The following is a 19,915-nucleotide window of genomic DNA, read 5'->3' on the forward strand; positions in this document are numbered from 1 at the left end:
GGGATGGAGTGCAGGGTGGAGATAGGAAAGATCGGCAGGGGCAGCAGGGGAAGGCTATCGCTTCATTCTTCGTTCTTCATTCTTTATCCTTTATCCTTTATCCTTTATCCTTCATTCTTCATTCTTCGTTCTTCATTCTTTATCCTTTATCCTTCATCGTTCATCCTTCGTTCTTCATTCCTCCCCCTTCCTCCTCTTCTCATTATGCCGATCGCCCTGATCCGTGGGCGGTAAAACAAGCCCTAAGACATATTCCCCTTCGTTAACAGCACGATTGATCGCAACATCAAAAACAGAGCCTCCCTTCTCGGCACGAATGGCGATCGCTTTTGGTGGATCGCCTGTCTTGTTAAAGGTCAGCAATTCATACAACACATCGCCTGCTTTCACCTGGCTTCCCAACGTAACTCGGGTCTGCACAATGCCACCCGTTGGTGCGTAATAGCGCAGCATTTGCGTGCGATTGGCAAATTGAGTCGGAAGTGGCGATCGCTCTACCGTTGCGTCCACAATAAGTCCTTTGTCAATGAGATAGTGCTGGATACCGTTCACCCCTCTGGCGATCGCGTCTGAATCCATTTGCATTCCCGACCCCAACTCCAGGGTATAAGCCTCAACATCCAACCGCAGCGGTCGGTTCATCTGAGCCAAACACGCCTCCAACGCTAACCACGGTTGGATAAACGCCTCATCAAACGCATCCCCATCGTACCAATCGAGCAAAATCGACCACTCCAACCCAAACAGAGCCGCAGAGTTGTGGCGATCGCGGAAGTAGTAGACATAGCTCACACCAAAATCCACCGAGGTGTGCAAATCAATTACGTAGTTAGCATCCAGGCAGAGGGATTGCAGAAGATAGCGATACTTTTCAGAAAAGGGCACCCCCGACGCCGCATAAACCTCATCTTTTAACTCAGCAAATTTGGTTTGAATCTGTTGCCGATACCTTTGCTCAATCGTGACCGTATCTTGCTCGGCATGAGCCTTGGCAAACGCGATCAGGTCTGCCTCACCTGGCTTGTAACTCCAAAAGATGCGGTTCCAGTTGTCGCCATCGTAGGGGCTAAACCGACCCGTCGCGTAGTGGAGCGATCGCTGATTCACCCCCACCGGATTGCACACGGGGACTAACCAGACCTCCCCCACCAGTTGCGATGCCTCCAACTGCGACAACCAGTCCATCACTTGATGAATGACGGCATTTCCCGCTAACTCGTTGCCATGCAAATTGGACTGAATGTACACCTTCTTACCAGGGCGATCGCCCACAAATTTGTAGACTTGCAGCGACAGGCGATCGCCAGAGGCGAGGTGTTGTAGGGGAATGATGTCAACGGTCGGACGCATAGGGGAAGAGGGAAGAGAGAAGAGAAGAAAGGATAAACGATGAAGGATGAAGGATAAAAGGAAGGATGAACGATGAAGGAGAAAAAAGAAAATTGAGAAGGAGAACACCTCGTAATCGGTTCAATTACACTGTCTGGAAATAGACTATTAGACCTCAAAATGAGAGCTAACTCAACCTATCGGAAACCCAGAAGTCAGAGCTTTACCAGAAACTCTGACCTCAGAGCTTGACTGATCAAGCAACAAGGTTGAAATGTCGTGTTCAGAAGTTGGGCGTTTGAGCAGAAAGGTTGAAGTGTCGTGTTCAGAGCTTGACTGATCAAGCAACAAGGTTGAAGCGTCGTGTTCAGAAGTTGGGCATTTGAGCAGAAAGGTTGAAGCTCCACCTTCAGAACTCGAACAGTTGAGTAACAAGGTCGAAGGGTCGAGATCAGAATAGGAGCGATCTCTTCGAGATACCCGCAAGGGGTCGCCCTGTTTTCTCAAAATTCATTGCGTAGAATCAAATAAACCCTGGTGGCTTTCTCTGATATGGCTGCTCCAAGCCCTTTTGTTGTGGAGTATTTGCGATCGCTATTGACCCCTCCGGTGCGATCGGAGGGACAGGGATTTTATGTGTCAACTTCGGCAATATTGCCGCTCAAAGTTCAGACGATTGTGGCTAAGGCAGAACCAGGGCAGCCTCAGCTAGAGGAACGGGAACAGCAGAAACAGCAACGGGAACAGAAACAGTTTGAAGTGCTGGAGGGATTGCGAACCTATGCCGCTAATCATGTGTTGTTAGTGGGCAAACCGGGGTCAGGCAAGTCAACGGCTCTGCGGCAACTGCTGCGAGAAGAGGCAGAGCGTTGCCTGAGGGCAGCAGAACAGGGAGAGGCTCTACCTGCCATTCCAGTGTTGGTAGAGTTGCGGGAGTGCCACAACAGTACGGTGCTGGAGTTGGTGAAAAAAGCCTTGCGGCGGGTGCGCCTCAACCTAGAGGAGTTAGAAGACTGGCTGTGGGATCGACGCTTGCTGGTGTTGTTAGATGGGGTCAACGAGTTACCCTCGACGGAGGCATGGCAGAGCTTAGAACAATTCAGAAAGGATTACCGTGAAACCCCAATGGTCTTGACCACCCGCGAATTGGGAGCAGGGGCAGACCTGGGCATTGAGAAGAAGCTGGAAATGTTGCCGCTCACCGAGCCACAGATGCGGGAGTTTGTCCACAAACGGCTGCCAACCCAGGCAGAGGAACTATTGAAACAACTGCGCGATCGCCTGCGAGAGTTAGCAGAAACACCGCTGTTACTGAAAATGCTGTGTGATGTATTTGAGCGGGATGGGCAACTTCCCAAAAACCGGGGAGAATTGTTTCGCAAAGAATTTACCGTGCGCTACGAGAGCTTTAAGCCTCTGCGGACTCAATCCGTCTCGGAGGATTTTCGTCGGCTTGCCCCAACCCTGCTACAACACCTCGCCTTTGTCATGATGCAGGGCGACTCCCTCACAGAAGCTCGCCTGCAACTGCCAAAATCCGATGCGGAAGTCTGCCTGGAGCACTTCCTGCAAACCTGTAATGAACTCAATCCCGCCACTAAAGCCAGAGAATATCTCGAAGACTTGCTGGAGTATCACCTGCTGCAACTGGCATCTGACCCCAACCAGATCGAATTTCACCACCAACTGTTTCAGGAATACTACGCCGCTGAATATCTGCTGCGCCAACTGCCTCACTTCACCGATGACCAGCTTCAATGCCACTATCTCAACTACCTCAAGTGGACAGAACCCCTCGCTCTGATGCTGGCACTGGAGGAAAACGAACAACGCGCCGTTAAGGTGGTCGAACTGGCTCTAGCCGTTGATTTACGATTAGGCGCAAGACTCGCGGGTGAAGTGAAGCCCGAGGTTCAACCCAAAACCGTTGCCTTGGTCGAGCAACAAAACTGCCCTAATTGGCTCAGGGTTCAACTTTTAGAGATTACCCAATCTGATGCAGCTATTCCATCACTGGTGAAGGCGATCGATAATGCTAATTTCGGTTTTAGTCAAAGTGCGGTTAAGGCATTAGGCAGAATTGACTCAGAGCAAGCAGTAAAGGCACTGGTCAAGGCAGTCAGCCATTCTAACTGCGATATTCGTAGGAGTGCAATTGAGGCATTAGGTAGGATTGGCTCAGAGCAAGCAGTAGAGCCACTGGTCAAGGCAATCAGCCATTCTAACCATAGTGTTCTTCGAAGAGCGGTTGAGGCATTGGGCGAGATGGGCTCAGTTCATGCAACGGATGAGCTAGTAGAGATACTAGTCAAGGCAATCAGCCATTCTAAGCATAGTGTTCGTCGAAGAGCAGTTGAGGCATTAGGCAAGATTGGCTCAGAGCAAGCGGTTGAAGCATTGATCAACGTGATTGATAATGCTGACTCCAATATTCGTAGGAGTGCGGTTAAAGTATTAGGCAAGATTGGCTCAGAAAAAGCTATTCCGGCATTGAGTCAAGCGATTGATGATTCTGACCTTGATGTTTGTAGGAGTGCACTTGAGGCATTAGGTGATCTTGTTTATGCATTAGGCAAGATTGGTTCAGAACAAGCAGCAGTAGAGTCACTGGTGAGAGCAACCGATCATTTTGACCCCAATATTCGTTGGAGGGCAGTTTACGCATTAGACTGCATCAGCTCAAAACAAGCTGTGGAGGTACTGATCAAGGTAATCGACCATTCTGACCCCAATGTTCGTCGGAAAGCAGTTGAGGCATTAGGCAGGATTGGCTCAGTGCACGCAACGGATGAGCTAGTAGAAGCACTGGCCAAAGCGATCGACGATGCTGATGTTCGTTGGAGAGCGGTTGGTGCATTAGGCAAAATTGGTTCAGAACACGCTGTGGCGGCACTCCTCAAGGCGAGTGACCATTCTGACTCTGATATTCGTAGAAGTGCGGTTTATGCATTAAGCAAGATTGGTTCAGAACACGCTGTGGCGGCACTCCTCAAGGCGATTGACAATGCTGACTCGTTCTCTCGTGAGTGTACGGCTGATGCATTAGCTAGGAGCGGCTCAGATCAGGCTGTGGACTTGCTCATGCAAATGCTTGATGATCCCGATCCCTGCGTGTGTGAGAGAGTGATTGAAGCATTAGGTGAGATTGGTTCAGAACACGCCGTGGAGGCACTCCTTAAATTGGTTAATGATTCTAACTCCGATGTTCGTTGGAATGCGATTAGGGTATTAGGTGAGATTGGCTCAAAACAAGCGGTAGCACCACTGATCAAGGCGATGAATGATTCTGACTCACGGATTCGTCGGAGAGCGGCTGAGGCATTAGGCGAGATTGGTTCAGAACTAGCGGTAGTGCCACTGATCAAGGCGATCGATGATTCTGACTCTCATGTTCGTAGGAGCGCAGTCGAGGCATTAGGCAAAATTGGTTCAGCAAAAGCTGAGGAGGCACTCCTCAAGGTTGTTGACGATTCTGATTCCTTACTTCGTAAATGTGCAGCTTACGCATTAGGCAAGATTGGTTCAGAACACGCTGTAGAAACACTCATCCACGCTATCAGACCTAATAATGACTGCGATGTTCGTATAGACGCGATTAAGATATTAGGCAGGATAAAGTCAGAGCAAGCTGTAGAGGCACTTCGTAAAGTGATCAAGGATTCCAGCGAATATGTTCGTGGAAGCACGGTAGAGGCATTAGGCAACATTGGCTCAGAGGAATCGGTAAAGGTACTCCTAAAGATGATTGACGATTCTGACCCCGGTATTCGTTGGAGAGTGGTAGAGGCATTAGGCGAGATCGGCTCAGAACCAGCAGTAGAAGCACTATTCAAGGTGATCAATCATTCTGACTCTGAGGTTCGTAAGAGCGCAGCTAGGGCATTAGGCAGGATTGAAGGGATAGCAGCAGCACACCACCTCCCTACTCTGGTATCGCGCCTATCAACTAAGGTTAGTGAAACTGCATTCCGAGCCATCACTGGCATTCAGGCACAGTGCAAGTTTTATAATTATGAGGTCTATCAGCGTGCCCAATCTTTGCAGGAGTCACTGGTTCAAAAACCATCAGCCCTCGTGCAACAGATCTTCAATGCTCCAGTGTATGGGGTTGCAGGTAATGTGGAGGGAAGCCAGATCACCCATGCCCTTCCGCCAAGTGATACAACTGAAAGCAGGGAAGCCTAGTGAGTGAGGGAACCAGGAGACTCAGATGACGCAGAGCTTTACTATCCAGTTACCCGACGATATCGCACAGCAGTTGCAGTCTCAGGCAGCCCAACTGAATGTGTCGCCGGATGTATTAGTCGCGCAATGGGTTATCAAAGAACTAGCCCCAGTTGCATCAGCGGGTAAAACAAGAAGACTACTGGAACCTTTAACAGGTAAAGCACTTGTGACTAGGGTTAAGCAACTGGAAAATTTGAGCCAAGAGGAAAAGGCAAAAGCATCTGGCTATTACACTGTCACGAAGAGCGGTGTAGAACGTGTCGATATGATGCAGTTCTATAAGGCACTCATAGAAGCTGAGGGCATTGAGCTAGTTGAGCAACCAGAAGAAACGCTACCCAATGCTCAATCATCTCAACGTGTACCAGATGCGATCGCTTCAAGATACCCGCAAGGAGCCGCCCCGAACACGACGACCATAGACGATCTCACCGTCACCAGAGATCTTGCAGACCTTCTGATTCGGCTGCGTCAGGCACACTCAACGGGTGCGACAACCACCACAATTCCGACAACGTCGGTTGCCCTTGATTTTCTCCAAATTCTGCAAACCTTAGGCTTCATCGACCAGATTCAAAGCGGTTCCAGCTTGGAGGCCGTGCATGTCACCCTTACCTCTACAGGCGATCGCTCCGTGTTAGAAGCGATCGAGCGATTAAGCCTCTTGCAAGCTGAGACAGATTTGGAACACTCACCAGATTTAATGGATTGGATCACCCATTTAAGGAATCCTGACCCAGCCATTCGAGAAAAAGCCGTCAGTCTGCTCGGAGTGAGCTACGGTGAATCCAACCCGTGATTTCAATGATGATCGGCTTCGAGTTATCGCCACTTTGTGTGACGTTCTACTCCGTGATCCATCAGCGGTGGTCAGACTGGAAGCCGTCAAAGCACTTGAAAAAATTGACCCAATGCATCCAATGGCGATCGCTGCACTGCTTCAAGCCGCCCAACAGGATACTAATGGAAAAGTGCGGAGGGTTATCGTAAAGTTGCTAGGACGCATTTATATCAAACAGCAAACGCTCGACACTCCCCTAGTCGAACTCCTGACTAATCAACTCAAGCAACTCAATCAAACTCTAAACGTCATGTCAGACCAACCCAAAGTTCAGATGAATTTCAACGCCCCTGTTACTGGAGTTGCGGGTAATGTGGAAGGAGATTTTGTTGTCAACGTCCCAGAACAGGGCACAGCAGAGGCGATCGCTGACCTTCAAACTCTCTTCAATACTCTTCAGCAGACCCATCCAACCGCAACCGAAACAGAAGCACCCATTATCCTCAAAGCCGAGTTAGAGGCGATCGAGCAGACCGATCCGCAACGCTGGGCAATGTTACGCAAAGATTTACTAAACCGAGAACGTTGGTTTCAAGGCGGTAAAGCGGCTCTCACAAAAATGGTTGAACATTTTGCTGACAACAACGTATTTGCTAAAGGCGGAATTGCTTTTCTCGAAGAATTTAGCAAGGAACCAAAATAGTAGCTCAAGGGACAATACTGGTTCGAGGTGAGTAAATGGACTCTTGACCGCAAAGGGTTTACGTAAAATCCACGAGAGATTAAGAAAACTTCAAAGGGATTACAGCCCAGTTCGATAGAATTTTCCTTAATAGCAATCTTTAGAGAAACCCTCGATAAAAGGGTTAAGTCTTCTGTTTCTAGCCACCTCGCGCTTATTTTATTCAGGTCTGTTGTCTACCCGCAGTAGTTGAAACACTACTCGCGATTTTCACTGTAAAAAATATGGTCAGTGCAGAGATCAACACTGAGGCGATCGCCTCTACAGTTCGTGAGAACGAGATTTTTGTTTCCTACTGTCGTCGCGATAAAGAATTTGTTCAACGGCTAACGGCTGCATTTCGTGCCCACAATCGGGGTGTTTGGGTTGATTGGGAAGACATTCCACCCAGTTCTGATTGGCGAGCAGAGATTGCCGCTGGCGTTGAGGGAGCCGATGCGATCGTCTTTGTGCTAAGTCCCGACTGGATTGCTTCACGGGAATGCAACATCGAATTAGAACTGGCGATCGCCTGTGGTAAGCGACTGCTGCCCATTGTCTGTAAGGACGTGCAGTACAACCAGGTTCACCCCGCTCTGGCATCGATCAACTGGATCTTCTTTCGCGATACTGAGGATTTTGATACCGCCCTCCAAAATTTATTGGCAGCCATTGACACGGATCTCGGCTATGTGCGATCGCACACGCGCCTGTTAGAGAAGGCAATTGAATGGGATAAACACGAGCGGGATGCTAGCTTTTTGCTGCGTGGCACAGATTTAAAGAAAGCCGAGGAATGGTTACTCCAGGGAGCCAAGCTAGACCCCAAACCAACCCCACTCCATACACAGTTCATTCTGGAGAGCAGCAGTGGGGAGGCAACGCGCCAGCAAAAGGAGATCCATCGACAACGCATTGCTCTGGGGGGGATCAGTCTGTTGCTGGTCATTGCTACAGGATTGGGGTTAGCAGCTTACGACCAACACCGCAAAGCACGACGGGAAAGCCTGATCTCCGTCACTCGGACTTCAGAAGCCATGTTTACCTCTGGTCGCCCCTTTGAAGCATTGATGACGGCTCTCCATGCGGGGGATAGGTTACGCCACACCCGGTGGCTTCGCAATGACGCTGAGGTTCGAGCCGAGGTGACGACTGCTCTGTTGAGGACAACGTACTGGATTCATGAGCGCAATCGTCTCCAGGATCATGCTGATATTGTGCGGGGGGTGGAGTGGTCACCTGATGGGCAGGCGATCGCCAGTGTCAGTGAGGATGGCACAGTTAAAGTCTGGCAAGTCGATGGCACACTGCTATTTACGATGTCCCAAGGGGGAGTGCCCCTGCTGGATGTTACCTTCAGCCCGGATGGTCAGCTGATTGCCACTGCCGCCCAAAATGGCACGGTGAAGTTGTGGAACCGCGACGGGGTTTCGTTACATACATTGAGAGGACATACCAAAGCGGTTTACAGTGTGGAGTTCTCGCCAGATAGCCAAACTCTCGTCTCTACCAGCGGAGATGGCACTGTGAGATTGTGGAATCCTGAGGGACAGGCGATCGCCACTTACACGGGCAATAACGGCATCATCTGGGATGTTAGCTTTAGCCCCGATGGACAGACGTTTGCCACTGCTAATGGCAACGGCACGGTGAACCTGTGGAGCCGCAGTGGGCAGATTCTCAAAACCATTCCTACCGATGGAGGCATTGTCTTTGGTGTGCAATTCAGCCCGGATGGGCAGCAGTTAGCCACGGCACACAGCGACAACACGGTGCGGTTGTGGAGACGTACTGGAGAGGCGATCGCCACTCTGAGACAACATAGCGACCATGTTCGCTCGGTTAAGTTCAGCCCCGATGGACAGCTTATTGCCAGTGCCAGTGACGATCAAACGGTGCAACTGTGGCGGCAGGACGGTACGCCTCTGGTGACGTTGCCTGGTCACAGCAGTGTGACAGATGTTAGCTTTCATCCAACCCAACCTCTGCTGGTGTCAGGCACCTACAGCCACAACGTCCGCCTGTGGGAGATTCACAATCCCCTAACGCGGACAATTTATGAACAACGAGGAGCCGCTCTGGCTGCCAGCTTTAGCCCTGCGATCGCGCCTCAAGGAAGTGCTCCGACGCCAACCGCAACCTCCATTTTTGTCACCGGGGGTGATGGTGGATCACTGCAACTGTGGCGACAGGACGGCACCTTGATTCAGACGGTAGCGGCTCACTCAGGCTCTATTTGGGAGGCGAGTTTTAGCCCCGATGGAGCGGCGATCGCGACTGCCAGCGAAGACCAAACTGCAAAACTCTGGAGCCGAGAGGGACAACTGCTGCAAACGCTCCGGGGACATCGTGGGGCAGTCTATAGCGTTGCCTTTAGCCCAGACGGACAGACCCTCTTAACCGCAGGGGGCGATCGCACCGTGCGCCTGTGGAATTTGCAAGGGCAATCCATCAATGTGTTCGCCGGACATAGCAGTGCGGTTTATTCCGTTGCCACTAGCCCCGATGGGCAAATTTACGCTAGTGGTGATATGGATGGCACTTTGATGTTGTGGCATCAAAATGGCATGGTCGTTCCCGCTTTGGATGCCCATCAGCATGGCATCTTTAGCCTGAGTTTTGCGCCAGAGGGACGGATTTTGGCATCGGGCGGTGGTGACGGTAGCGTCAAGCTGTGGGATGACCGGGGTCGTTTAGTGGCAACTTTGAACGAACACGACAAAACAATTAACAGCGTCCAATTTAGCCCTGACGGTCAATTCTTAGCATCCGCCAGCGAAGATGGCACGGTGATCTTATGGACACGGGAGGGCACTCGGCTAGCTCGGTTAGAAGCCTACCGCCATGGCATAACCAGCGTCAGCTTTAGCCCCGATGGCAAAACACTTGTTGCTCCCAGCTTAGATGGAATGGTCACCCTGTGGAATTTAGAGCCAATTCAAACGCAGCCGATCGAGCAGTTGATGACACTCGGTTGCCAGTGGATTCAGAGCTATCTCCAGACCAATGCGTTTCTGTCAGATGGCGATCGCGCTGTGTGTGGCTTTGCTCCAACGACAAACACCCTTGCCTCTCCTTAATGGAGGTACATCTGACGGTTATGGGAATGGCGGTTAAAACCGCAGCTACCAGAACAAAACCTACCTACGCAGGTTCAAGACTTCAGTCCGCGTCGGTGGACTTCGCTCCAATCGCCGCGAATTCATTCGCCGGGTTCAGGCTCCTAATTACCAGATCCCAAATTGGATTCCCATCAACGCCATAGTGCAGACGGTTCCCTAATGGCTAACAGGATGTGGCGATCGCTAGCCCCTCTCTGGATAGCGTAGACGTCCCCCTACCTCCTACCCTCCCACCTTCCACCCCTATGCAACGTCTCCTCAAACTATCGCAGTCACGTCTCCCCATGCTCCCGCTGGTGTTGGTCTGGTTTTTGGGAGCGGTCATTGCCAGCGGCATCTTGCTAGCAGGATTACTCAACCACCAGGCACAGCTGCAAATCACCACCAAAGCTCGCCTGTTAATGGACACGATGGCATCGATTCGGGATTACACCCAGGATCAGGTCAACCCCCTGTTTTCTAGCCGCAACTTCAGCGAATTCTATCCACAAAGTGTGCCATCCTACGCGGCGCAAGAGGTGTTTCAACAACTGCGATCGCAGACGGAGTACGAAGATTTCTTTTATAAAGAAGCGGTGTTAAACCCTACCAATCTACGAGATAAAGCAGATGGGTTTGAAACGGCTCTCATTAACAAAATCAAGCAACGCAGCTTGCCGGAGCTAACTGGATTTGAAACCAAAAATGGAGTGCGGCTATTTTACATTGCAGAGCCGATCGCCGTCAACAATCCCAGTTGCTTGAAATGTCACAGTACCGTCGATGTTGCCCCCCAAAGTATGTTGATGCACTATGGCACGTTGAATGGCTTTGGTTGGAAATTGAACGAAATTGTTGGAATTCGCATCACCTATGTGCCTGTCAAGCAAATCTTTGAAACGATTCGTCGGTCGTTTACCCGCAGTTTGACTCTCGTTGTGGTGTTGATCGCGGTTGCCATGGTTGGGGTGTACTGGTTTCTGTGGCGATCGCCCAAATCAGTCAAACGCATCTAATCCAGGGTGGCTCCAGGTATACCATGGGTCAATCACCCTTTCAGTGCCTGGCTATGAAGTATGAGTCTGACCGGATGCAGGCGGTGCAATCGCCCATTATCCCCATCATTGGTGAACTGATTCAGCGATACCCCGGAACGATTTCCCTGGGGCAGGGAGTGGCTTACTACAGTCCTCCACCAGAGGCGATCGCCCAACTCTCTCACTTTTTGTCAGATCCAGAGAACCACAAGTACAAATCGGTTCAGGGGATCGCGCCCCTCCAGGAGGCGATCGCGCAAAAGCTTCAGCAAGAAAACGGTATTCCCATCACGGATCAAAATTGTGTGGTTGTCACCGCAGGCAGCAACATGGGCTTTATGAATGCATTGCTGGCGATCGCATCACCCGGCGATGAGATCATTTTGCAAACCCCGTATTACTTCAACCATGAGATGGCGGTAACGATCGCCAGTTGTCGTCCCGTGTTGGTCGCGACGGATGAACACTATCAGCTTCGTCCAGATGCCATTCGAGCGGCGATTACTCATCGTACGAAGGCGATCGTCACGATCTCGCCCAACAATCCAACGGGAGCAGTCTACTCGCAAGCGGCTCTGCAAGCGGTGAACCAGATGTGCCGCGAACACGGTATTTACCATATCAGCGATGAGGCATACGAATATTTCACCTACGATGGCGTGCCCCACATCTCACCGGGTGCGTTTCCTGACAGTGCCGATTACACGATTTCGCTCTACACCCTTTCTAAGGCTTATGGATTTGCCAGTTGGCGGATCGGCTATATGGTGATCCCCAGACATTTGTTAAATGCAGTGAAAAAAATTCAGGATACCGTGTTGATTTGCCCACCTGTGATCTCCCAATTTGCAGCGTTAGGGGCACTTCAGGCAGGCGTGACATACTGTAAGACAAAACTAGAGGCGATCGCCCAGATTCGTCAAACCGTGTTGGCTGAACTCGACACAATTTCGCACCTCTGCACCGTGCCCCTCAGTCAGGGAGCTTTTTATTGTCTTGTGCGGGTTCACTTAGAACGCGATGCTCTGGAACTGGCGGAGCAACTGATTCGAGAGCACGGAGTTGCAGTGATCCCAGGAAATGCGTTTGGCATCGAGTCGGGATGCTATTTGCGGATTGCGTATGGTGCGTTGCAGCAGGACACAGCGATCGAGGGGATCGGGCGTTTTGTGTACGGGTTAAAGGCGATAACCTCCTCAGGCTCGTAGCTGCGGTTTCAACCGCTAAAAGCCTTACCAGAACTCAGGTTTATCAATGACAAACTGCCTGTGCAGTTTGGTAAGCCGTTAAATAGAAGTTCAACAATTGCTTTGCCTCATCCTCTGAGGAAAGTCGTTGCCGAACCATATATAGGAAGGGCTTAACACGTGTCTCATCCATAGGGGCAGGCTCCCAAAGGCAAAGGAGTACCCCATCTTCTCTTGGAAGAATATTGTATTTGATCACGAGTTGAGAGGAATCTGGGGGCTGCATAGATGGAGATCAGAGAATAGTCGGTCATCCTAGCCATACCACCTACGAACTGTCGATTGGAAAAGCTAAGGCTTACCCTTCTCATTCTCTGTTCAGTCATGCGACCTCACAACTGATCAATCAGGGAATTTCTTACGAAACTTATTCCATTTTGGATTTTGGGTTTTGGATTTGGAATAGCCTCATAATCAAGGCGATCGCCCAAAATCGTCACTCTAAAATCCAAAATCGTCATCAGCCACCCGCTGCAAAGACAACCATCAGGATGACTGAGAGCAACAACCCTGGACTCAGCAGGAGTACCAGAGTCAACAATTCGTTCATTTCCATAAAGTCTGCCTGTGAAATTGAGGACGTCTTCTAGATCCATCATGCCTGATGTTCCTTAGAAGTAGATGCCTCTAATCCTTAAGGAAAGCCGAAAAAAAAGGAAGTCTAGTATCAGATTAAATTGCGATCGTTGCAAACATCGTTGCAAATGTTTGTAGGGGTGTTTTAGCAGGTAATACCGATTTAATGTTTGATTCTGGCAGATCACTGGGTAGGGGCGTTTCACGAAACGCCCTTACGGAATCATGTGCAGCGAAGCCAATTCAAATTGGTATAACGTCAGTTCAGTTTAAGAGCCCGGCGAATGAATTCGCGGCGATTAGAGCGAAGTCTGCCGACGCGGACTGAGGTCTTGAACCTGTAGGCAGTTTTTGTTCTGGTAGCTGTGGTTTTAACCGCCACTCCCCTAACCATCAGATGCACCTGGGCTTGACCCAACCAGAAGCACCCGTACTTGGAACCGATGCGAAGCGCGCCTTTGGGTTCATCGAAACACCTTCTGCTAGGGGGTTTGGGGGAGGCAGTGGCGTCCCCCAATGGGGGTTTGGGGGAGAATCCCCCAATGCCTGGTTCTCAAACTCGTTGCAGTAACCGAGTTTCTTATTGACAGAGCAAGGATGTGTGTACACGGTAGCCCACCGGAGAGGGAACCCGACGATGGCTCAAAGTCCTTCTCTTTAGGGAGAAGGGTTGGGATGAGGGCGTATTAGTTGCACATCGCGTTAACTGGTAAGAAGTAGAGGCTCATTCCCGCAACAACAGGTAATAAAGCTGTCCAGTGGTGTTTACCAGTCCGGTGCGGGAGCCAAGGCTCATTCCCGCAACAACAGGTAATAAAGCTGTCCAGTGGTGTTTACCAGTCCGGCGCGGGAGCCAAGGCTCATTCCCGCAACAACAGGTAATAAAGCTGTCCAGTGGTGTTTACCAGTCCGGCGCGAGAGCCAAGGCTCATTCCCGCAACAGCAGGTAATAAAGCTGTCCAGTGGTGTTTACCAGTCCGGCGCGATCGCCTGCCAGGGTTCCAGTCCCCATAAACACATCCACTCGTCCGGCTCCTCGAATGGCTCCGCCTGTATCCTGGTCGAGCACAAAACGGCTGACAAATCGCTGTTCGATGTCTGTCTCAGTGGCGTAGGGCAGTTGGGTATGAATCAGAGCCAGGGCACCTGGAGGCATGAGAGTCTTGTCTGTGGCGATCGAGCGTTCGGCAGTGACAGGCACGCTCAGGCTTCCCAGGGGTGGAGCACCTCCAGTTTCCCGAAAGAAGACGAAGCGGTTGTTGCGCGGCAAGTACTCATTCAATGCGTCCGGGTTTTGCTGAAAATAGGCAATTACTCTCGGCAGTGTCAGCCCTTCCTGGGGTAGTTTGCCATCGCGAATTAACTCTCGTCCGATACCTGTATAGGGATACTCGGTGCGTCCTGCGTAGCCCACTGTCATAACAGTGCCATCAGCCAGTTGCAAGCGGGCTGAGCCCTGCACCTGAATCAAAAATGCTTCCAGGCGATCGCGCAACCAGACCAACTCCAACCCTCGCAACAGACCCCGTGACCCCTGAAGCCCGTCTCTGCCCTCTAGCTGAGTCCGAGTGGGGTGGGGTTGCGTCCACTGCGTCAGGTTAGCGGGTTCCCGGTAGAGCGGATAACGAAACTCAGCCGTGGGAACACGACTGGCGACATAGGTCGGCTCAAAATAGCCTGTAAAATCAACGGTGCCCAATCCGTCATGTCCGACAGACTGGTACAGCTCAAACTCTCGCATCACAACTGTTTGCAGAGCGACAGGCGATCGCGTCGTCTGCACCAACTCCCGAAATCGCAACAAGCTCCGCCGGACTCGGTCGCGAGTAAACCCCGAAACGGGATATTGCCGATAGGCGGCTTCTGCGGCAGGGGTTTGCAAATAATCTAACGAGTGGGCGATCGCGGTGAGCAATGCCTGACGGTGTTGTGGCTCCCAAAGCTGGTCATCTAGCCCGACCAGCGTGGGATAACTCTCCACTGGCAACTGGGTGCGATCGCGGAGCTGAAGCGGCAAGAACTGGGGAGTGGACTGAGCTTGAGCAGGCGCAATGAGCGCGACCATGCCCAGACAAAAGCCAACAGTTAGACGGAGCAGTTTTCCCATTTAGAAATCGCGATCGACGCTGCCGAAATAGATAGGCTCCACTCGGATGGCTAACACTCTAGAGGGACGCACAACCATGTATTCCCCTTGCAAATTCTTCATGGGAACACTAATGAAATCGTCAGAGGCGGACTTGGGCATCAACTCACTGCTGTACCACTTCTGAAAATCTTGAATAGTTGCAAATCGGACTTCCTCACGGTGTCCCCCGTCTAACATCAGGTGGACAGCAAACTCGCTAGGGGTTCTGGGCATAATAAACGGCGTTCCTCAAACCTCAACAACCAATACTCTATAGCAGTCCTATATCGTGTTGAGGTCAATATTCCCAAAAAGTCGGGAAAAGCGAAACTATGAAATCAAATTAAATCGTTGCAGTTGCGCTTCTAACATGGGCATCAGTTGTTTGCGCAGGTCGGTTTTATTGCGAAAGGGCAGACGGTTGCGGTTGGGTAGATCAAAGGGAAATTGTCCCGGCAGATCGGCTCGCTCCATCTGCGCCAAAATCAACTGTTCCGATCGCTTGGCTTGCAACGCGTACCCCACCTCAACACAAACCTTTGGGCTAGGTATCAGTTGGGGCGGGCTGCTATCAATCGTGAGAATGGGCGTACCATCGGCAACAAACAGCAAGCTTTTCCGGATCTTGCGCATCAGGTTGCTGCTGAGCCGGACTGGACCCTCCGTAATCCGGTGCGATTCTTCAAGTGTAAGGGGTAAACGCGATCGCCCATTAATCTTATCCAGACAGGTCTGAAGCTCATCTCTGAGCAAATCACTGGATTCAGAAAACTCAGTCTGATAACACAAGAAGATCGTTGGCTCCAGCATCGCCATGACATCTTGCTTGGTGAAATACATCTCGTGGCTAATCAGATCGATATTGGAGATGGCATAGCCACCACTCCCCTCGATGTAAAACTCGACCGTTTCGCCTTCTAAATATCGCTGAAACCACTCAGCCTGCCTGACCTCTGCACTATCTTCGAGAAAATCAGCCCTCAGAGCCGACTTCAACAAACTGTTTTTGCTCAGTCGGAGGTCGTGAGGCCGCTTTTCCAAATCTCGAATTGGCTCGTATTCCTTGAGATACCAGGCTTTGAGAGCAATAATTGCCATGACGTGCTTCTGGCTGCCTTTGACTAGTAGATCATTTGTACTATTTTAGCAGCTATTATTTGGCATTGGAACTTAAATCTTCTCAAAGATACCTTTAAAAGCAACAACAGCATTCAAGTCACGACTCGTTGAGTAACCTTCCCTGTTTGGTCATGCTATGTGGAGTAAAACCGGATTCAAATTGGCTCAAAAACCAATCTTATTCAGTTTTGTAACTCCCTGCTTGCTAGGTGGGAAAATGTCAACCTTCGGATTGAATGCTGTTGTTTGTTGGACGAGACAGATTCAAATGAAACAGCTTTTTACTCCTTGAACTAACGTGAACTTGGCTGTTAAATCTGCCAGGGAAGCTTGTTAGCTTCAATTACTACAATAGCACTCTGACTCAAGAAGACAAGGGGATGATACCAAAGTTTACGTTGTAGTAATCGATTGGTTTTGAATTGGGGATCTCGTTAAAAGATAAGGGTTTTGACGGTTTACATCAAGGGAGAATTCATTATCTAATGCATCGTCTTTAGGATGGAATTCTATTAATAAATAAGGATAAACACTGATATTAAGTAAAGGTTAAAACTTATCAATAGAAGTTTATAGTTTTTGCCTTGAAATGCGTATTTATTAACGCTCTATCCAGCAATTTTATGCCTTGCGAATCGACTCTGTGGCAACGGAGACTATGGGTAGTCTGATTGCCTGACAAATCTTATGGGCTTGGCGATTGAGATCGCAGCGATAGGAGCAAAACCTGTAACGCGGGTTACAGAAAACCTGGAGGCATCGAGTCCGCACAGGACACTCTAATCCTTCACTTGTGACCCACCCGCGCTCTACTCCCTCGGTATGTGAAAATAAGTTGAGTTTGATGTTGGGTTAAGTCTGTGGCACGGGTTTGTTTAGAAGACATTACGCGACGATTTGCTGGGGTCACGGCGATCGACCAGATTACCTTTGAAGTGCCCGATGGTCAGTTTTGGGTGCTGGTGGGTCCATCCGGTTGTGGCAAATCTACGATTCTCCGAACGATCGCCGGGTTAGAGACAGCAACATCTGGCAAGCTTTACATTGGCGATCGCCTGGTCAATCAGGTGCCTGCCCGTCAGCGCGATGTGGCGATGGTGTTTCAAAACTATGCGCTTTATCCCCACATGACTGTGGCAGAGAATCTGGCATTTGGCTTGAAGATGCGAGGCGGTGACACCAAAACGGCGCGATCGCGAATTGAAAGTGTGGCGCGATCGCTAGACATTGCTCATCTGCTCGATCGCAAACCCCGTCAGTTGTCAGGTGGACAACAACAGCGGGTGGCACTGGGACGGGCGATCGCCCGGGAACCCCAAGTTTTTCTGTTAGACGAGCCGCTGTCAAATCTGGACGCCCAACTGCGGGATGACACGCGGGCTGAATTAAAACAACTGCACCAACGACTGGGGATCACGACGATCTATGTGACGCACGACCAGGTCGAAGCGATGACCCTGGCAGACCAGATTGTGGTGCTCAATCGGGGGCGGATTCAGCAGATTGGAGATCCACAAACCATTTATGCTCAACCGACTAACCAGATGGTGGCGACGTTTTTGGGTAGCCCCCCCATGAACATCTTGCCTGCCACCTATGACGGGGTGCAGTTTCAATTGATGGACGGGCAGACGATTCCCTGTCCTGAGGGGTTTCAGCATGTGTTGCGCTCGGCTCAGGGGCAACGTTTTAACCTGGGCATTCGTCCGGAGCATCTGCACGTAGTGCCTGAGCCTGCCCATCTGATGGTAGTAGCGACTGTGGTAGAACCGCTAGGGCGCGAAATTCTAATTCGTACGGCTTTGCCGGATCAAGACCCGATGCAGTCGCCTGTGATCAACATTCAGGTTGAACCAACCCTGCGTCCTGCGGTTGGAGAGCGACTCTCGATTCAGCTTGCGCTCGATCATCTGTTTGTCTTTGATCCCACAACGGGCGATCGCATCATGGAGCCTCTATAACCTCTATAACATCTGTTGTAGGGTACATCAGTTTGTGACTTTGCCCAGATCGCAAGTGAATGCAGTAGGCTTAGACGTAACTCTCTTTGGAATTACTATTTAAGGTTGCTAACCTGTGGAAGTTCAATCAATGCAACTGGAGTCAATTGTTCAACAAATTGGTGAAGCGATGGTTGTGACAACTGAGACGGTCGATCAACTGGCTCAGCAAGTGGATGTGTTGGCAAAACAGGTGCAGCAGCAAGGATATCAAATCTTTGCGTTGAGTGATGCGGTTCAAACTTTGGCAGAAAATCAGGATAGTGCTTTAGAACGTCTAGACCGACTAACCCAGGTGCTGGAGCGTCTGGTCAAGGCGATCGAAGCAATGGATGATCCAAGTTGATGGGCTAAACCCCCCAGATGGGTGAGTGTTTCAAACTCAGGGTGTGAGAACAATTTTTATCAGTACGATAGATAGGTACTGATCGGGACAACTTGATTGTAAGGACTATTCTTAATGGCACTCGCTGAGGAACTAACGCGAGATTGGCGATCGCGACTCCAAACAGACTGCTCTGATCAACCCACCGCTGCCCAGGATGCTATCGTCCAATGGCTGATTGGAGAAGATCGAGAACGGTTTGATGGGCTTGCGCCGACTCAGTTAGCCGTATTACAGCAGGCGATGGACTATCGCTATCGCATTTTGCGGCAACGCTATTTGGGGGTGCCCCCAGAAAAGGCATACAGTAAGTTAATTCAACGGCTAAGTAGCCTATTCCTGATTCGCAGCAAAATTCGGACTTGGGTAGCACTGTCACGCGATCGCCAGCGATCGGTCACAGATGTGCTTAAGGAAGTGATTCAAGAACTCATTCAAAGTGACAGTTACATTCGGCAACAAATGACATGGATTGCCCAATGTACGATGAATCCCCGTCTACGCAATGCGCTGTTGTTGACCAGCATTGAGGAATATTGTCTGCGCCCCATTCGGAATCAACCGCTGTTGGTTTATCGTTTTGTTAATCACCTGCGGCGTACCTCGCGTGGGGGGATGACTCAGGTGCCAACGGGGGAGTTGGTGCGGCTCGTATCGGAGGAAATTACCCCCGATGAGGCAGACAATCCAGTCAGCTTGCTGGATAATCAGGCGGTGACTAAATATCAGGATGAGCAACTCCTGGAGGAGCAACAGGGGTTGCGAAATACGGTCAAAGATAGTTTTGTTACTTATTTGACCGAGAAAGTGGGTCCTGAAGCCGGGGAATGGTTGCTCTTGCATCTACAGGGAAAATCACAAGAGGCGATCGCTCAAGCTCTCAATATGCCAATCAAACAGGTGTATCGTTTGCGGGAGAAAATCAGCTATCACGCCATCAATGTTTTTGCGTCAAAGCATCCCAAATCAAGTTTAGTGACAGCGTGGCTCGGTACTTCATTGCAGGAGCACAGTTTGGGGTTAACTCCAGAGCAATGGCAGCAGTTTCTAAAAACTTGTACCCCAATTCAACAACAATTAATTGCCGAAATGAAAGCCGGAAAAACAGTGGAGGTGATTGCTCAAGAGCTAAATATGAAAGCGAATCAGATTGCGGGTGAATGGAGTAAACTTTATTTATCAGCTCAAGAGTTGCGGAATACGCCATAAATCTTTTGAGATCAGTGAATGAGCAGTTTTTCCTCCAATCCAGTTTTGTTGCGCT

At 50.3% G+C, this 19,915-nt stretch carries 15 protein-coding genes; 9 read left to right on the forward strand and 6 right to left on the reverse strand.

Features of this window, described 5'->3' with window-relative positions:
* Positions 1 to 174 precede the first annotated feature (174 nt).
* Complete coding sequence (locus H6G89_RS23750; protein WP_190511081.1) at positions 175 to 1,350, reverse strand: succinylglutamate desuccinylase/aspartoacylase family protein; 1,176 nt, start codon at positions 1,348 to 1,350, stop codon at positions 175 to 177.
* 531 nt (positions 1,351 to 1,881) lie between these two features.
* Between H6G89_RS23750 and H6G89_RS23755 the strand changes: the two genes are divergently transcribed.
* From H6G89_RS23755 to H6G89_RS23780, 6 genes are all read left to right on the forward strand, one after another.
* Positions 1,882 to 5,514, forward strand: coding sequence for a HEAT repeat domain-containing protein (locus H6G89_RS23755; RefSeq protein WP_190511083.1), 3,633 nt, complete (start codon positions 1,882 to 1,884; stop codon positions 5,512 to 5,514).
* 25 nt (positions 5,515 to 5,539) lie between these two features.
* The gene (gene rpsH / locus H6G89_RS36470; RefSeq protein WP_190511085.1) at positions 5,540 to 6,355 is read left to right on the forward strand and encodes a 30S ribosomal protein S8; all 816 of its coding nucleotides are present in this window, start codon (positions 5,540 to 5,542) and stop codon (positions 6,353 to 6,355) included.
* Entirely contained in the window at positions 6,339 to 7,040 is a 702-nt protein-coding gene (locus H6G89_RS23765) for a HEAT repeat domain-containing protein (protein ID WP_190511087.1), read from the forward strand. The genes rpsH and H6G89_RS23765 overlap by 17 nt, the downstream gene beginning before the upstream one ends.
* Positions 7,041 to 7,303: 263 nt before the next feature.
* Entirely contained in the window at positions 7,304 to 10,138 is a 2,835-nt protein-coding gene (locus tag H6G89_RS23770) for a TIR domain-containing protein (RefSeq protein ID WP_190511089.1), read from the forward strand.
* A 287-nt stretch (positions 10,139 to 10,425) separates the two neighbouring features.
* Positions 10,426 to 11,175 carry a Tll0287-like domain-containing protein gene (locus tag H6G89_RS23775; protein ID WP_190511091.1) on the forward strand — a complete coding sequence of 250 codons (750 nt, stop codon included), beginning with the start codon at positions 10,426 to 10,428 and terminating at the stop codon, positions 11,173 to 11,175.
* Between the two features lie 53 nt (positions 11,176 to 11,228).
* Entirely contained in the window at positions 11,229 to 12,404 is a 1,176-nt protein-coding gene (locus H6G89_RS23780; RefSeq protein WP_190511298.1) for a pyridoxal phosphate-dependent aminotransferase, read from the forward strand.
* A gap of 43 nt (positions 12,405 to 12,447) precedes the next feature.
* Here the strand turns inward: H6G89_RS23780 and H6G89_RS35860 are convergent, their stop codons facing one another.
* The 5 genes from H6G89_RS35860 to H6G89_RS23800 form a co-directional block, all read right to left on the reverse strand.
* Positions 12,448 to 12,576, reverse strand: coding sequence for a hypothetical protein (locus H6G89_RS35860; RefSeq protein ID WP_255519497.1), 129 nt, complete (start codon positions 12,574 to 12,576; stop codon positions 12,448 to 12,450).
* Between the two features lie 199 nt (positions 12,577 to 12,775).
* Positions 12,776 to 13,042: a hypothetical protein gene (locus tag H6G89_RS23785; RefSeq protein ID WP_190511093.1), complete on the reverse strand. Its 267-nt coding sequence runs from the start codon at positions 13,040 to 13,042 to the stop codon at positions 12,776 to 12,778.
* Between the two features lie 905 nt (positions 13,043 to 13,947).
* Positions 13,948 to 15,126, reverse strand: a complete 1,179-nt coding sequence (mltA, locus tag H6G89_RS23790) for a murein transglycosylase A (protein ID WP_190511095.1) — start codon at positions 15,124 to 15,126, stop codon at positions 13,948 to 13,950.
* Positions 15,127 to 15,381, reverse strand: a complete 255-nt coding sequence (locus H6G89_RS23795; protein ID WP_190511097.1) for a hypothetical protein — start codon at positions 15,379 to 15,381, stop codon at positions 15,127 to 15,129.
* Positions 15,382 to 15,477: 96 nt separating this feature from the next.
* Positions 15,478 to 16,245 carry a hypothetical protein gene (locus H6G89_RS23800; RefSeq protein WP_190511099.1) on the reverse strand — a complete coding sequence of 256 codons (768 nt, stop codon included), beginning with the start codon at positions 16,243 to 16,245 and terminating at the stop codon, positions 15,478 to 15,480.
* Between the two features lie 881 nt (positions 16,246 to 17,126).
* On the opposite strand from H6G89_RS23800, the gene H6G89_RS23805 reads away from it, so the two are divergent.
* The 3 genes from H6G89_RS23805 to H6G89_RS23815 all read left to right on the forward strand — a co-directional run bounded on the left by H6G89_RS23805 (position 17,127) and on the right by H6G89_RS23815 (position 19,860).
* A complete protein-coding gene (locus H6G89_RS23805; protein WP_190511101.1) occupies positions 17,127 to 18,227 on the forward strand; it encodes an ABC transporter ATP-binding protein in 1,101 nt (366 codons plus the stop codon).
* A gap of 115 nt (positions 18,228 to 18,342) precedes the next feature.
* Positions 18,343 to 18,612 carry a hypothetical protein gene (locus H6G89_RS23810; RefSeq protein WP_309230091.1) on the forward strand — a complete coding sequence of 90 codons (270 nt, stop codon included), beginning with the start codon at positions 18,343 to 18,345 and terminating at the stop codon, positions 18,610 to 18,612.
* 114 nt (positions 18,613 to 18,726) lie between these two features.
* Positions 18,727 to 19,860 carry a HetZ-related protein 2 gene (locus tag H6G89_RS23815; protein WP_190511103.1) on the forward strand — a complete coding sequence of 378 codons (1,134 nt, stop codon included), beginning with the start codon at positions 18,727 to 18,729 and terminating at the stop codon, positions 19,858 to 19,860.
* The last annotated feature ends 55 nt before the right edge of the window (positions 19,861 to 19,915 follow it).

The organism is Oscillatoria sp. FACHB-1407 (assembly GCF_014697545.1).
Taxonomy (GTDB): domain Bacteria; phylum Cyanobacteriota; class Cyanobacteriia; order Elainellales; family Elainellaceae; genus FACHB-1407.

What these genes read in the sequence shown, in the direction of transcription:
- H6G89_RS23750 (WP_190511081.1), bottom strand. Translation starts at nt 1,350, where the DNA reads ATGCGTCCGACCGTTGACATCATTCCCCTACAACACCTCGCCTCTGGC.
- H6G89_RS23755 (WP_190511083.1), top strand. Translation starts at nt 1,882, where the DNA reads ATGGCTGCTCCAAGCCCTTTTGTTGTGGAGTATTTGCGATCGCTATTG.
- rpsH (WP_190511085.1), top strand. Translation starts at nt 5,540, where the DNA reads ATGACGCAGAGCTTTACTATCCAGTTACCCGACGATATCGCACAGCAG.
- H6G89_RS23770 (WP_190511089.1), top strand. Translation starts at nt 7,304, where the DNA reads ATGGTCAGTGCAGAGATCAACACTGAGGCGATCGCCTCTACAGTTCGT.
- H6G89_RS23775 (WP_190511091.1), top strand. Translation starts at nt 10,426, where the DNA reads ATGCAACGTCTCCTCAAACTATCGCAGTCACGTCTCCCCATGCTCCCG.
- H6G89_RS23780 (WP_190511298.1), top strand. Translation starts at nt 11,229, where the DNA reads ATGAAGTATGAGTCTGACCGGATGCAGGCGGTGCAATCGCCCATTATC.
- H6G89_RS35860 (WP_255519497.1), bottom strand. Translation starts at nt 12,576, where the DNA reads ATGGATGAGACACGTGTTAAGCCCTTCCTATATATGGTTCGGCAACGA.
- H6G89_RS23785 (WP_190511093.1), bottom strand. Translation starts at nt 13,042, where the DNA reads ATGATGGATCTAGAAGACGTCCTCAATTTCACAGGCAGACTTTATGGA.
- mltA (WP_190511095.1), bottom strand. Translation starts at nt 15,126, where the DNA reads ATGGGAAAACTGCTCCGTCTAACTGTTGGCTTTTGTCTGGGCATGGTC.
- H6G89_RS23795 (WP_190511097.1), bottom strand. Translation starts at nt 15,381, where the DNA reads ATGCCCAGAACCCCTAGCGAGTTTGCTGTCCACCTGATGTTAGACGGG.
- H6G89_RS23800 (WP_190511099.1), bottom strand. Translation starts at nt 16,245, where the DNA reads ATGGCAATTATTGCTCTCAAAGCCTGGTATCTCAAGGAATACGAGCCA.
- H6G89_RS23815 (WP_190511103.1), top strand. Translation starts at nt 18,727, where the DNA reads ATGGCACTCGCTGAGGAACTAACGCGAGATTGGCGATCGCGACTCCAA.